We start from the raw sequence: 13,637 nt of genomic DNA on the forward strand, positions 1-13,637 counted from the left end.
GCCAAGTCACGCAGGGGCCCGGCTCAGGTACGACGTCCGTCGATCACGTCACGCGCCCGATCGAGCATGGCCGCGAATGGTCCGACGAGAATGTTCTCTGCCTTTGACTCGACTCCTGGATGCGGGCGTGTGGGTGCGATCGCTTCGGCCAATTTGACCGAGTTGGTCATGCGGGCGAGCTCTTCGTCGGTCAGGGCCTTGCGCAGCCGATCGAACTCCTCGTTCTCCTCATGCTCGGCGTGCTCGAGGACCGCGGACTGTAGCTCCCTGATCTTCGCGGTGAACTCGTCCGAGTCGACATCGAGCTCCTCGAGCTCGGACAGCGCCACCTTGGCTTCGTGTTCCTCTTCGAGCCGCTCCTCGATGAGTGGCTCTCCGTTGTCGAGGTCGCGTCGGGCGCGGGGATGAACGACCTCTTCCTCAGCAGCCTCGTGGATCGCGAGCAGTCGTCGGAGCTCGAAGAATGCTTCCTCTCGGGCTTGGCCAGACTGGGCGAGGACCTCGCGGAACAGGGTCTTGATCTGTTGGTGCTGGCCAACCAGGAACTGGACCACATCTTCGGTCGATCGGATTTGTGTCGTGGGCATCGGCTCGGCCTTCCGTGTCGCGGTCATTTGCCACACCTGGCCTACCCGCGGGGCCTGGGCACGAAACTCACCCAGGAAACACACAGCGAATTCCACAACGGCTGTCCACAGCCCTCAGCACGACGCGGTCGGTACGATCGAGCCGTGTTCGGCCTGCCCTTGGCGATGGCCCGATTCAACTACAGGCTCGTACGCCTACCGCTCCAGCTGATCGAGGATGTCGCTGTCGTGCGTCTCCCCGAAGAGTCGGCGCTGCGCCTGGGATACGAGCGAATCCTCATCGACTGCGATCGCGTGGCCGCTCATTTGCTGCGTGACGAGTCGGCCGCAGCTCGCGCCTGTCGACTGCATGAGGAGACGGCCCCGGCGCGCGTGACTCGCGCACTCGAACTGCGCAGGGTCGAGCAGCACGAAGAGGCCGTGCACGCGGCCGAGGCGGAACTGCTGCACGGGCATCGCGAGAGATTTCTGCGCCGCCTGAGCGAACACGTCTCGCAGAGTCCCGCCGGGCGATAGCCCAAGGGGCCCGGGTGCATCGAGCCGAAAAGGGGCCTGTACAGCGCGCGACGAGGGTGGTAGACCCTAGTTGGTTGAGTCCACAGCCGCCCCCGCTTGCCTCTCACGTGAGCCCGTGAGCCCGTGAGCAATCAGCATCTGCTTCCTGGCGTGGCGCACTCGACCCGGGAGGTGCAGCAAGAACCAGGAGGCCTGCTGTGTCGATTTCACCCATACTCACCCGCCGGCCGATGCCAGACGGCCCCGGAATTGGCCGAATCCCCGCAGGTGTACCCAGCGTCGGAATTGGCGCCATCGAGGTATCGGGGGAGGTGGACGTGCATACCTTGCCCGACCTCGAAAGGCGGCTCGACGCAGGAGCCAACGCCGCCGAATACGGCCTCGTCGTGGACCTCTCCAGAGTTACCTTCCTGGCGGTATCGGCCATCGAAGCTCTCACCCGGGTGCATTGGCGTGCCGGGTGCGCGGGGGTGGACGTCGTCCTGGTCGGCGGTCCCCACTGCGTGGAGCGCGCCCTCTCCGTCACGGGCGCTGACAAGCAGTTCCACTGCTTCACCTCGCCGAAACGCGCATTCGAAGCATGCGAAAGCCGCTATCGGTGGTCCCTTTCTCTGGTGGTGCCGACCCAGATCCATTGCAGCGCTGCGGGGGTAAATTGCTAGTGGTGGGGGTTCGGCGTGCTCGTGCCGCTGCGTGGATTCAGCACGCCGAACAGGGACCGTCGGAGGCAACTGTCGGCTGCCGACGGTCTCTGTCCTTGCGCAGGCCGTGGATCAGTTCCTTCAGCCAAGTCCGAGGCGGCCCCGCTGTATCGATCGACCGTCAGGATCCGGCCAGTGACGGAGGTGTAGATTTCCCTCCTCACGCGGCCTTATGTTCGATACGGTCGGTGCGTCCGCAACGCACACTCCCGCGGGCGCGGCCCCCATCAAGCTGCTGCCCGCGCTGGTGGGGGCCGCCCAGGGAATGCGCGCTACCTCGATAGCTTGACGAGATCGCCGAGTGTCGTAGTCATTTCAGCCGGTGGCGCGAAGTCTGCTTTCCCTCAATTGGCGCGACGGCAGCCGAGCGAGGCGACCAGGCTCTGGAGACTGGGACACGTTCCAGTCGCACGCTCTTACGGAGGTCGAACTTGCGTGTTGCGCAGTACGTTCGGTCCTGGATAGATGCGGGGATCGTCTGCGCTCACTCTCCGCCGTTGATGGTCGAACCCGTCCGCATCGTCTGCCTCGTCGATCATCCTGCGCGTGTTCGCGTATCGCTTGATTCCTTCTCGGCCCGCAACCGTCGGTTCTCATCCACCGCCCTCTGGAGCGAGGGGAAGATTTGGAATTGGTCCGTCAGGCCGGTCACTTCAAGGGCTCGTTCCACACACTGTGGTGGCGCTACGAGGAGTAGCTGTAGACCATTGGCGGACGCATGGATATTTGCGCGGGCCAGTGCCTGTGCGCCAGAGACTCCTAGAAATGTTGAGTGAGTCAGATCGACTATCAGGCTCATGACCGCTGAATCGATGCCGGCGTCGAGGGCTGATCGCAGAGTTTCGGCGGATGCGTAGTCGATTTCCCCTCTGATGTCGACGACCGTCGACCCGGGCCCACCGCGGCGATCCCGCCCTGCGCGCAGGCAGTCGTCCAAGCGGCTGTAGTGATGAATGTGAATCTTCATGTCACGGCCTCCGGTCTTGAGGACGTCGTCGCTCGAAGGAAACCGGATTGACCCTGGTGAGAAGAATGGCGTGGACTTGCCGCCCTCAGCGCTTCGGCTTGGCTGTGTTCTCTACCGGGTTCATGCTCACCAAGAAGCATGGCGGATCTGAAGAGTGTTTCGCCTGGTGAAACCCTTTTTCAAGACCGCTGGGGTGGGTGTCAAGCATCGAACATTCAAGCGCGAACTCGCCCTGCCATGCCCCGAGAGTGTGGCCTCAGTGCCGACAGGAACGATGTCGGCAGTGAGGCCATATTTCCCATGTCCCGAGCGTTGCGGGTGGTACCCAGGCACGGGATTGGACGGCGAACCAGGTCCGCCATCGACTGCGACCGGGCCAGAACGTTGAGTCAGGCGTCGATCACCTTTTGCTCCCGTTTGCCCGCGATCTCAATCCTGCGTGGTTTCGCCTTCTCCGCGACAGGAATGGACAATCTCAGGACCCCGTCCTCATAGCTTGCCTCGATGCCGGCGGTATCGAGGGTTTCGCCGAGGAACAGTTGCCGGCTGAACACCCCACGTGGCCGCTCGGCGGAGACCAGTTCACAATCCGTGCTCAACTCCGGGCGTTCTGCGTGAACGGTCAGCACGTTCTGCTCGACATCGAGATCGATCGAGTCGGCCTTCACCCCGGGAAGATCGAATTCGGCAATGAACTTGTCACCGTCGCGCCACGCATCCAGAGGCATCACAGCCGGACGCGCCACCGTCCCGAAGACCTGCTGGGCGAGGCGGTCGAAGTCACGGAACGGATCAGTACGCATCAACATCATCGTCACCTCCAGGCAACTTCATACAGATGAACAGTTGATACCCGTATCAACGCGGGAAGGTAACCTCATGTTCCCGCCATAGATTATGATGGCACTATGGCTGACCTGGTGCAAGAGGATCAAAAGATGGAGGGCCGCGGATGGTGAACGAGTCCACCCCGCGCTCCCGGTTGGGTGTCTACGGCATCTCGGTCGCTTCCGAGTTGTCGGGCATCGACCCGCAGACATTGCGCCTGTATGAACAGCGAGGCCTGCTCACCCCAGCCAGGACGGAAGGCGGAACCCGGCGTTACAGCGACGACGATCTGGCAATCCTGCAGAGGGTCGTCGAGCTCGTTGGCGCTGGCGTGAACCTCGCAGGTGTAGCGCGGATTCTGTCGCTCGAGGCGGACAATCTGCGCCTTGAGTCCGAGAATGCGGACCTGCGTGCTGGGCGCGAGGCCACTTCCCCTCGGCAGCAGGTCCGTTAGGGCGGTCTGCCTGCCGAGCTGCCCATCAATGCGGTGTCCGACCCGTGCCTCTCGCGGTTCCCAGCGATTCTTCCTCTTCTGATGAGTAGAGCAACTTTTCTATGCGGTATGGCATAGGAAAAAGGTAGTGAAGTCTGGAACCTAGCGACGTCCGGTGCTAGCTTGAAAGTGCACAGTGAGTCGCGTTCGCACTGGGCGGGCGCACAGGCGTCAGGGAGGTGCAGAGCTGTGCGCCGCGAAGATGATCACACGAAGCCCCGGGCCGGCGAGTCGACTATGCGTAGCCGCGACCCCGTTCCCCCCGCTGAGGATCCGGTCCATTGGCCGGATCCAAGCCCCCTCAACGAGTGGTGGCAGGCCGTGATGAAGGGCAATCGCAGTGCTTCGATCTGACGATGCAGCTTCCCGTCGATGGAGCATTCGCTGCGTCCGCTGCGATCTCGGGTACAGCACCACCGCGCCGGACAGATCCACGGCGGAGGCGTTAGCGCACACAAACGGCTGGGTCGTAAGCGATTGTCCGCGGTGTCCAGGGTGCGCGACAGCGGAATCGGGTCTTCTGCGCAGGCGACCGGAAGGCTCCTCGCCGAGTGAATGCAGAGTCCGGACCGATGAGTTTTCGAGCGCCGGCGGGTCTACCTGAGGGAGTCGCCGATCGCCGTGCGCACTGGCGGGGCCGTCGCCGCCACCAGACGACCGGGAAGAGGGTGGTTCCGGGAGGTCGGCGGTGCGCGACCGCGCTTGACTACGAGGGGAACTACATGACAGTCACAGCAGACGACATGCGCTCGTTCGAGACCATCATCGGACGGTGGAGGACGTCGGGCACTGCGTTCGACGAGCAAGGGGAGCCCGCCGCGATAATCGACGGCACCGACGAGTACGAGTGGATGCCCGGCGGGCGATGGATCGTCCATCGTGTTGACGTCACGATGGGCGACGACCACGTGCAGGCCCTTGAGCTCATCGGTGACCACGACGCCGCGACCGACACGTACGCCATGCGGGCGTTCGACGGCTCCGGCGCGTACGGGAGGATGACCGCGAACCTGAACGCCGACCGATCATGGACGTTCCTGGGCGACGGGATGCGCAGCACCCTCCGGCCGTCCGAGGACAAGTCGTCCATGACGGCGCGATGGGAGCGGCAGGACGACACTGGCAGCTGGATTCACTGGATGGACATGCGATTCGTCGCTATGGCGTAGCGCACGCCCAACCCGGATTGCATTGGGTTCGAAGGGTGTCCTACTTGACGATCGCTAATAGTCGACAGCGATAGGTGTGGGTGATGGATTGATGGATGGAATGGAAGGGCGTTCACCAATGGCGGAGCGCGCTGGGCTGCACGCGAATTCACTAGGTTGACCAGTCGGTAATCACACTTAAGGATGGCTCCAGATCACACAAATCTGGATGAGTTCCAGGCTGTCGGTTGGCGTGACTCGTCAAACAGGACATTCAGGCATCGCGCCCGGGATTCGACTTGTCTACGCGCCTACCCAGCGGCGGTGGTGGTCAGGCCCTGAGTGCGCTGGCTCGGCGCTCGAGGACCTCATCGGTTAGTCGACACGGGACCAGGGCGGTGACGCTGCGTCCCCAATTGCTCGCAGTCGAGCGGTGCTATCCGGGTGTCCCAGGAGGGGCGCTGTTGGTCCAAGCGCAGGCGAGTCGGTTCCTGCGTCGTTCCTTGGCCTCGATAGGTGCGGATGCTCCGTCTGGCTGGGGTGCACTGTGACTGCCGAACGCTCGGGATGGGGAATCGACACAAAAAGGACCAATCGGTTCGTTTAACTAGACGTGGGCTGGAACGTGTTCTACGTTCGGGTTCATGGCACTCAACATTGCACGCGATGACGTAGCCATCCCGAACGTCGGTGCAGTGGTTGGGGGTTGTGGTGAGTGCTCAGCCAGCCTTGCCGCCGAAAGGTGTTGACGAGTGGTGGACGTCCTCGACGAGGACTTCAGTGTGGTCGAGCCGATCGGGGCGTTCCTGGAGCACCTGACCGCGATCGATCGTTTCTTCGCCGTGCCCCAACCACGGTCCGATCGGTGCGGCCGGCATGGATGGATGGCGCGCGGCCCGTCACGGAGGAACAACGCTATGCGGCGCACGGGCGACGTGCCGCGTCGGCAACTCTCAAGCGCGACAGTGAAGGAAGCACACCGATGACGGACATGATCGCCGTGCGGTTCGACAGCATCGGCTCGCTGGACGCACTGCATCTCGACCGCGTCTCCCGGCCGCAAGTTGGCGAGGGCGAGGTCGTAGTGCAGATCCGTGCGGCCGGGCTCAATCCCAGCGATTTCAAGAATGTGCTCGGCAAGTTCCCATACACGACGGTGCCGCGGACCCCGGGCCGTGACTTCGCCGGCACCGTAGTCGCCGGCCCTGCCGACCTGCTCGGTCTCGATGTGTGGGGAAGTGGTCGAGAACTCGGGTTCACCCGGGACGGTTCACACGCCGAATTTGTCGCGCTGCCGGCACGCGGGGTGGCGGCCAAGCCAGAGAATCTGTCATTCGCAGCAGCAGCGGCGAGCGGTGTGCCGCACCTGACTGCATGGGAGGCCGTGGAGCGCTGCGGGATCGGCGCTGGGACGACAGTGGTTGTGATCGGCATGGGTGCGGTCGGCAGCGCCGCCCAGGCTCTAGCGGCCGCCCGTAAAGCCCGCGTCCTGGTGGCCGTCCGCCGCGCCGAGCACGCCGAGGAACTACGGGCCAGGGCCATCGAGGCGATCGTGCTCGATACCGGGCTGGACGCGCGGGTGCGTGACCACTTTGACGACGGTGCCGAGGTCGTGTTCGACACGACCGGATTCTGGCTGCCGGCCGCGATTCCGGTGTTGGCGGCCGGTGGACGGGTGGCGATCATTGCTGCTCCCGCAGACGGTCACGAGCGCGTTCCGGTGCTCGAACTCTATCGACGTGGAGCCACTCTTATTGGAGTCAATTCCGCCCGCCACGACACCATCACCAGTGCAGGCGGACTCAACGCCCTGCGGCCATTGTTCGAGTCCGGTGCACTCGACGCACCGGCAGACATCATCCCCCGTCCGCTGGACCAAGCGGTGGAAACCTATAGCGAACTGGCCGCCGGGGCTGCAAGCAAATTCGTCTTCGTCCCCTAGCGCTGCGGATCCCATCAGAATAGTGAGAGGACGGACGCGACCAAATGATCTCCGATGTCGATCTGGAGAAGCTCGACCTTGCCACGGAAACGTTCGCGGGGGTGCTCCGCGGCGAGGACGCGATCGGGGCCCAGCCCAGCCGGTGCCCGGGATGGAGTACGCATGACGTCGCCAACCACGTTCTCGGCGGGGCGATCCGCTACGCGCATTACTTTTCCGGTGTTGATCCCGCCGAGATTGCTTGGAGCCGAACCGCGGATCATGTCGGGGACGACCCAGCTGGAGCACACCGCAAGCTGGCGGACGCACTTCGCCGCGAATTCGTCGACCACCGCGACGAGGGCATCGTCCTGCACCATCCGCTCCAGGACGTTGACGCACAAACGCTGCTGGTGATGCGTGTGCAGGAGTTGGTGTTCCATGGCTGGGACATCGCCTCTGTCGCCGAGCCGAGTATCGAACTAGATCCGTCACTTTGTCGGTTTCTTCTCAACCGTGGTAAGGCAGTTCGCACGATGCTCCGCACACATGGGGTACTCGGGCATGTGACAACTTCGGCAGGTGGCGGGCTGACCGCCGAGGTGCTCGCCGAGTGGGGTCGTGGGTGACGTTCGGGGCCCGGCGCCCCGGCCGACTCAGGCATCCCGCATCGCTCCGCAGAACCTGGTTCCTCTGCGTGACTGACACCTCCCCCGCGGCATTCTCGACTCCTGGGGCGAGATCCTCGGCGAACCCGAGCCTGATGGAGCGGATGTGGATGGAGCTGTCTGGTGGAGTGGGTGGATGGATGGAGAGAGAGATCCGCGCCAGCGCTTCTGTGCGCGCGGGCCGCGAGCGAGATGGATGGAATGGATGGTGGATGTGGATGGATGATGGATGGACCATGGAGGGGTGTTCACCAATGACGGTTCGTTCTGCGCTGCAGCCGGATTGGATAGGTTAACCAATCGGTAATCACACTTAAGGAGGGCTCCTGATCACACAAATCTGGATGAGTTCCAGCGTGCGCGCGACGGTCGGGTGAACCGTCCGAGTGACGTGTCAGGTCAGGGGTTGGCTGTCGGTGTCGATCACGTCAGCGACGTAGCGGTCAGGCAGGCCGAGTAGGTCGGTGAGCACGCGGCGGCGCTGCCCGTCGAGCCACCGCACCGTCGCCACCCGGTCACCTACCGCCGCGACATCGTGGAACTCCTGCCAGAACGGCAGATTCTCCTCGAAACCTCCGTGATTGATGAGGACGTCGATCATCTTCTCGATGACCTCGATAGGGTCACCTGTCCCGTAGAGGGCCCGCCACCCCGCCAACTGCGGCCACTGAAGAGGCCGGCGTTTGAGGTGATCGCGAAATGTGATCTCGAGCAGCTCAGTCATACGGCGGTCGCTGTGCAGAGTGAATCGCTCCATCGCCGGGCCGAGCGCCCACCAACACACCATCTCGACACCGGCATCAAGGTCGAACAGGTTGATCGAGGTCGGGTAGACGGCCGTATCACCCAAGTAATACCGCGTACTCGCATAGCCGTCCTGATCGAAAACGTAGGAACCCGGGTGTAGTGGCACCAGGAGCGGAAAGTGCGAGACCGTCAACTCCTCCCGATTCGGAGCGGCGGTGTTCCCGATCGCGCAATACCACCACCGCACCGGCGTCCACAGCAGCGATGCGTTGATGCCCTTGTCGATGACCACCCACTCCGGGCCGAGGCGTTCGGCGGCGCCGGCGAGGATCCGGTTCCGCGCCGCACCGCGGCCCTTGCGGGGGCGTTCCTTCTCGTACAGTTCGCGGGCCATCCGCGCGTTGAACTCAGCGTTGGTCTCGGTCATCAGACCCGATCCTCCGGAGGTTGCGGTTGCTGGGGAGCGTGGTCCCAGGTCGGTTTCGTGAGCGGGTTCTCGTCCTGGCTGGCGGGTGCGACTGGCCCGCCCTGTGACGATTGGGGCGGGCCTTCGTCAGGGTCCCAGGGCGGTCCGACGGTTTACTCGTAGTGGTAGAGCCGGACCGTGTTTGGGTAGTGCAGCGGGCCATACACGTCGGCTCCACTGCCGCGGTGTGCGGCGGCGCCGCGGTCGGCGGAGATCTGCACGCTGTCGCCGAAGCTCAGACCGTTGTCGACGCTGCGGAGGTTCGGGTAGAGCGGGTTGAGGACGGGGCCGGCGATGTGTGCGTTTGCCAGCGCGGCCGTTTCGGCTGCGTTGAGTTCGATGGCGGTGCCGCCGGGGATCGGTGTGACGGTCAGTGCGGATGCGGCGCCGGCGCCGAGGGTCATGGCCGCGCCGATTCCTGCTGCGACGGTGGTGAATTGGATGGTTTTTGTGATGGTGTTTCGCATGGCGATTTCCTCCCCTGTTGGCTGCCGAGTGTCGGCAGCTACGAACCCCACCCGAACACATCGGCCGTGCGGTCACCACCTCTCGGTGGGCGTTTGTGTGGGGGATCACTCCGGGCTGCCGTCTCCATCGGGCGCGCGCCGAGCAGCGCTATTCCCAGCTCGTATCTGGCTGCGGGAGTGGCACATTCGGGCACGATGACACTCGCAAGTCTGGCGTGTGGTGTGGGCGGATGGCCGTGAGTGCTTTCGCGTATCCCTTCCGGTGTCAGTCCTTTGGTCGTGCGGCTGCGCCGAGGATGGCCGCCAGGAGCGACCCGGCGAGGAGGAATAGGGCGATGCGCGTGCTCCGCTCGTCGCCGCTGAGGTCGCTCCAGGTCAGTGCCTGCGCGATCGTTGCCGTGAGGTACAGGCCGATCGCTGCGCTCTGATATCGGTTCATTCCAAGCTACCTCCGTAGGGACGGCGGGGTCGGGGTTGGGTCCGCACGGGTTGGACCGCAGATTGTGATGGACGACACTGCCGGCGCTTGTATGCAGGGCGGCTTTTGCGGCGTGACGAGGGTAAATGATGTTACTCGGGCCGGTGGGTGAGCGTGAGATTCTGTGATGGCGGGTTGCGGATATGTGGGGCGTGGGGCAACGTCAAGCGGGCTGGGCAAATGTCTAGCAAATACTCAGGGGAGGGGTATTGATGCGTAAGTTGTCTCGGATCAGGGGCGGAGCGGTGGCGGCGGGGGCCGTCGCGGTGGCCGCGGCACTCACGGTTGGGGTGGGTGTCAGCTCGGCGGATGTGTCACCACTGGCCGATGAGCAGCGCTCGATAACCACGCTCGGTGGGTGGCGGGCGGAGGCCGCGCTGCGGGACATGACGGTGACGCCCGTGCCGAATCTGGCGGTTGCGAACACCACGCGGGAGGGCTTCATCTCCGTGTTGGCGGCCGGGCAGGTGCAGCGCGGCGGGACCCGGCGCCCTGCATGGCGCCGAGGTGGAGTTGTCGATTGACATCGGGTGCGGCCTTGACGTGTCCAATGGCGTGACCGTCGGGTTGCAGGGCAGCGTCGGTGCATCGGCGAACGTGAATATCGGTCCGGTGTCGGGTTTTTCGCCTGGTTTGAACGCGAGTGTGGGTCCGTCCGTGAGCACTCAGCTCAAGCCAGGTGCGATCTCGACCGTCAGTCTGGGTAAGAAGCAGCTCGAGCAGCCCACCAATCCGGGTGATCCGTTCCTAGGTGGGGTGCGGGTCGCGGAGTTGCCGATCAAGGTCAACAACTGCCTCGGTCCGGTTTCGACGCGGTTGGTGTCGAAGCTGACGGTGTCGACGACGGTGTCCAACGAGGTCGTCTACGCCTACAGCAAGCCGATGTGGCTCTAGCGCGAGGGCGGCGAATTACGTTGACACCGCGCCGAATTACGAACAGCAGCTGTCGTCGGGGCGCCGCTGCGGTCGCCGTGTTCGCGGCGATGTCCGGGGTGGGAATCGGGATGCTCGGATGCACCGCCACGGCCAACGCACAGGAAACCCCCGCCGAGCGCTGCGCACGAGAAACGGCCCAGTACAACCAGGTGTGGGTGCAGGGTTGGGTTGCCGCGCATCCCGGTTCCACCGCGGCTGACGCGCCGCCACCGTCCCCGCCGTACGTGTGCGTGGACCCTGGGCAGTCGCAGCCCACCACGACGACACCGCAGCCGACGATGGGTGCGGTGCCGACCGGTACCGACAACGGCACCGGAATCGGCGTAAACGTCGGCGGCATCGGGGTGGTCGGGGGCACGAGTGATCTCTCGCCTGAGAGCACCGGCGCCCAGCCGCCGTCGACGATGTTGGCGAGCCCTCAGACCAGGGCGGCCGGCGATTCCGCGGGCACCAACGCGCCGCCGGACGGCCTGAGCGCCCAACTGACTGCACCGACCACAGGTACTGTCTCCTCGCCAGTGGGCACGGACACCGCTCCGCCGAGCGCACCGGCGCCGATCCATCACGATGCGAGGGCGCTGCCGACCCCCGTCTCTGGTGGCAACACCGACGATGTGGGATTGGCATTGGTGATCGCTGCCGCCGCCTTCACCGCCGGGGGCCTCGGTGCGGGGCGCCGTCGGCGAGCCTCAACCACCGCCGCAGCCTCGCGAATCGCAGCGGCGCCGCCGGAGGCCCTGCTCTCACGACTGGTGACGACCGCCGCCGCACCGCTCATGCAGTACGCGCCCGGCGGGGTCGAGCGCCTCGCGATCGCTGAGGGCGGAGGATTCCGGACTCTGCTGCTCATCAACGACCCCACCTCGCCACGCGAAGGGGTCGTCGAGATCATGGCGGTGCCGCCGGGCGGGCGGATCGTCGTCGAGCTCGACGGTTCCGCCTCGATCCTCGACGCCGGGGGCAACCGGGTCGGCGGCGTCGCGATGCCGTGGGCGTACGACGCCAACGGGCGACCCGTGCTGACACGGTTCGTCGTCCGTGACGGACAGCTGATCCAGCAGGTCTTCGCAGACTCCGACACCGCGTACCCGATCCTCGCCGACCCCCCGCCGAACGGGGGCAAGTTCGGTGGCGGCGGTACCGCAGCTTCTGGCACCGGAACCCCTGTCGACAAGTCGCCCGGCCGCTCGGTTCCCCGCGCCACGAATCCGCCGACAGCCGAACAGGCGCCCGCCATCGGAAACCCGCAGATCGGCGCCACCGAAATGGCCAACGAGCTGGCCGGAAACACTGCGCCCACGACGTACAACACGGCCAACGCCGGTGACGGCACCGCACTGGACGCCATCGAGGAGCAGCAGGCAGGTAGTCCGCAGATCGGTGCCGGTGAATGGGGCAACGAACTGGCCGGAAACACCGCGCCCACGACGTACAACTCGACGCAGGGCAGCGGCCAGGGCAGCGCGCTCGAGGAAATCGTCACGGTGCCGCCGCCTGACCCTCCACAATCCGATGAGGACGCTGACCCGGGGGCCGGGGTCACCTCCGCCTCTGACTACTGGGCGGCGCTGACCCCTGCGCAGCGTGAGCGGGTGATCCGGACCTACCCGGAGTGGGTCGGCACACACGACGGGATCCCCGCTTCCGCACGTGACCGCGCCAACCGGGCTCGTCTGGCCACCGAACGCGCGCGCCTGACCGCCGAAGAAGCCCGACTCCGAAGCGAACTCGGCAAACCTCATCCGGGTAACGCGTTCGCGGGGGTCATGCCACCTGGGCAGGAACTGGCCGCGCGTGAACTCGCCGAAACGGAGCACAAGATCGCTTCTCTGGAGGCCATCGAGAACGTGCTCAACCGCGGTGATGGCCAAACCCGTCAGCTGCTTCTTCTTGACAACTCCGGCGACCTGACGAAGGCCGCGATCTCCGTCGGCGACGTCGATACCGCCGACAACGTAGCGGTTCGGGTTCACGGCTTCACAACCACAGTCGACGGTGGCATCGAAGCTTCGGACAGCGATGCCGCCAACCTGAAAAGCCAAGCTGAGCTCCAGCTCGATCGTGAACCGGGTAGGGAGAATCAGACTGTGGCGGTGGTGACGTGGATGGGATACGAGGCCCCGCAGATGAGCGCACCGCTGGGCGTGGCGACGTCGGGAAAGGCGGAGTCCGGTGCGGATCAGCTGACGTCGTTCCTGCGCGGCGTCGAAGCCTCGCGCCCCGCAGACCCGAATATGACGGTGCTCGCACATTCCTACGGCTCTTACACCGCCGGGCTCGCTGTGCAACAGAACACCCCCACCGACAACGTCGTGTTCTTCGGTTCCCCGGGCATCGGCACCGACACCGCCACCGACCTGCAGGGCACCCATGGCTACGCGCTAGCCGCGGACGGCGATCCGGTCGCCGGCCAGGCAGAAATACGCTCCTGGATTCCTCCCGTCGCTCAGCTCGCAATCAACCCACTGCTGGCACTCGGACAGTTCGGCGATGCCCCCACTGCCGTCGACGGCATCACCGAACTGTCGACTTCCGAGGGTGCGGTACCCGGTGATGGGCACCGGGTCGGTTCAGAGGGGCACAGCGAGTACTACAAGAATCAGTCCATGAGCCTCTACAACATGGCCGTCGTCCTCGCCGGATTGCCACATTTGGTCGTGACCGGATGAACACCATCAGGTTTCGGCGTCCCGCCGCCGCGATCGTGGCGGTGT

General features: G+C 64.8%; 16 protein-coding genes. 10 read left to right on the top strand and 6 right to left on the bottom strand.

Annotated elements, in window-relative coordinates; genetic code table 11:
• Positions 1–23: 23 nt before the first annotated feature.
• Complete coding sequence (locus JOE46_RS21220) at positions 24–587, bottom strand: hemerythrin domain-containing protein (protein ID WP_097211791.1); 564 nt, start codon at positions 585–587, stop codon at positions 24–26.
• A gap of 144 nt (positions 588–731) precedes the next feature.
• On the opposite strand from JOE46_RS21220, the gene JOE46_RS21225 reads away from it, so the two are divergent.
• Together JOE46_RS21225 and JOE46_RS21230 are read left to right on the top strand one after the other, a co-directional pair.
• Positions 732–1,103: a hypothetical protein gene (locus tag JOE46_RS21225; RefSeq protein WP_097211605.1), complete on the top strand. Its 372-nt coding sequence runs from the start codon at positions 732–734 to the stop codon at positions 1,101–1,103.
• A 230-nt stretch (positions 1,104–1,333) separates the two neighbouring features.
• On the top strand, positions 1,334–1,765 hold the full coding sequence (locus tag JOE46_RS21230; protein ID WP_245222196.1) for an STAS domain-containing protein: 432 nt from the start codon (positions 1,334–1,336) through the stop codon (positions 1,763–1,765).
• A gap of 574 nt (positions 1,766–2,339) precedes the next feature.
• Here the strand turns inward: JOE46_RS21230 and JOE46_RS27155 are convergent.
• Positions 2,340–2,771, bottom strand: coding sequence for an STAS domain-containing protein (locus JOE46_RS27155; protein WP_209928369.1), 432 nt, complete (start codon positions 2,769–2,771; stop codon positions 2,340–2,342).
• Between the two features lie 389 nt (positions 2,772–3,160).
• Positions 3,161–3,583, bottom strand: a complete 423-nt coding sequence (locus tag JOE46_RS21240) for an Hsp20/alpha crystallin family protein (RefSeq protein ID WP_280923632.1) — start codon at positions 3,581–3,583, stop codon at positions 3,161–3,163.
• 140 nt (positions 3,584–3,723) lie between these two features.
• Here JOE46_RS21240 and JOE46_RS21245 point away from each other — a divergent pair, with 140 nt between their 5' ends.
• From JOE46_RS21245 to JOE46_RS21265, 5 genes are all read left to right on the top strand, one after another.
• Complete coding sequence (locus tag JOE46_RS21245) at positions 3,724–4,053, top strand: MerR family transcriptional regulator (RefSeq protein ID WP_209928370.1); 330 nt, start codon at positions 3,724–3,726, stop codon at positions 4,051–4,053.
• Between the two features lie 761 nt (positions 4,054–4,814).
• Entirely contained in the window at positions 4,815–5,261 is a 447-nt protein-coding gene (locus JOE46_RS21250) for a DUF1579 family protein (RefSeq protein ID WP_209928372.1), read from the top strand.
• 731 nt (positions 5,262–5,992) lie between these two features.
• Entirely contained in the window at positions 5,993–6,226 is a 234-nt protein-coding gene (locus tag JOE46_RS21255; RefSeq protein WP_097211598.1) for a hypothetical protein, read from the top strand.
• Entirely contained in the window at positions 6,223–7,182 is a 960-nt protein-coding gene (locus JOE46_RS21260; protein WP_209928373.1) for a zinc-binding alcohol dehydrogenase family protein, read from the top strand. Before JOE46_RS21255 ends, JOE46_RS21260 begins: the two co-directional genes overlap by 4 nt.
• A 44-nt stretch (positions 7,183–7,226) precedes the next feature.
• On the top strand, positions 7,227–7,790 hold the full coding sequence (locus JOE46_RS21265; protein WP_097211596.1) for a maleylpyruvate isomerase N-terminal domain-containing protein: 564 nt from the start codon (positions 7,227–7,229) through the stop codon (positions 7,788–7,790).
• 433 nt (positions 7,791–8,223) lie between these two features.
• On the opposite strand, the gene JOE46_RS21270 is transcribed toward JOE46_RS21265, so the two are convergent.
• The 3 genes from JOE46_RS21270 to JOE46_RS21280 all read right to left on the bottom strand — a co-directional run bounded on the left by JOE46_RS21270 (position 8,224) and on the right by JOE46_RS21280 (position 9,948).
• Positions 8,224–9,003: a hypothetical protein gene (locus JOE46_RS21270; protein WP_209928375.1), complete on the bottom strand. Its 780-nt coding sequence runs from the start codon at positions 9,001–9,003 to the stop codon at positions 8,224–8,226.
• A 152-nt stretch (positions 9,004–9,155) separates the two neighbouring features.
• On the bottom strand, positions 9,156–9,509 hold the full coding sequence (locus JOE46_RS21275) for a hypothetical protein (protein WP_097211594.1): 354 nt from the start codon (positions 9,507–9,509) through the stop codon (positions 9,156–9,158).
• 265 nt (positions 9,510–9,774) lie between these two features.
• Positions 9,775–9,948, bottom strand: coding sequence for a hypothetical protein (locus JOE46_RS21280; RefSeq protein ID WP_179800534.1), 174 nt, complete (start codon positions 9,946–9,948; stop codon positions 9,775–9,777).
• A gap of 251 nt (positions 9,949–10,199) precedes the next feature.
• Here JOE46_RS21280 and JOE46_RS21285 point away from each other — a divergent pair, with 251 nt between their 5' ends.
• The 3 genes from JOE46_RS21285 (at position 10,200) to JOE46_RS21295 (ending at position 13,592) form a co-directional block, all read left to right on the top strand.
• Positions 10,200–10,511 (top strand): MspA family porin, encoded by a 312-nt coding sequence (locus JOE46_RS21285; RefSeq protein WP_209928377.1) that lies wholly within the window; start codon positions 10,200–10,202, stop codon positions 10,509–10,511.
• Positions 10,495–10,881: an MspA family porin gene (locus JOE46_RS21290; protein ID WP_209928378.1), complete on the top strand. Its 387-nt coding sequence runs from the start codon at positions 10,495–10,497 to the stop codon at positions 10,879–10,881. The genes JOE46_RS21285 and JOE46_RS21290 overlap by 17 nt, the downstream gene beginning before the upstream one ends.
• A 110-nt stretch (positions 10,882–10,991) precedes the next feature.
• Positions 10,992–13,592 (top strand): alpha/beta hydrolase, encoded by a 2,601-nt coding sequence (locus JOE46_RS21295; protein WP_209928379.1) that lies wholly within the window; start codon positions 10,992–10,994, stop codon positions 13,590–13,592.
• The last annotated feature ends 45 nt before the right edge of the window (positions 13,593–13,637 follow it).

Origin of the sequence: Rhodococcus sp. PvR099 (genome assembly GCF_017833315.1) — a bacterium.
GTDB classification, from domain to species: domain Bacteria; phylum Actinomycetota; class Actinomycetes; order Mycobacteriales; family Mycobacteriaceae; genus Rhodococcus_G; species Rhodococcus_G oryzae.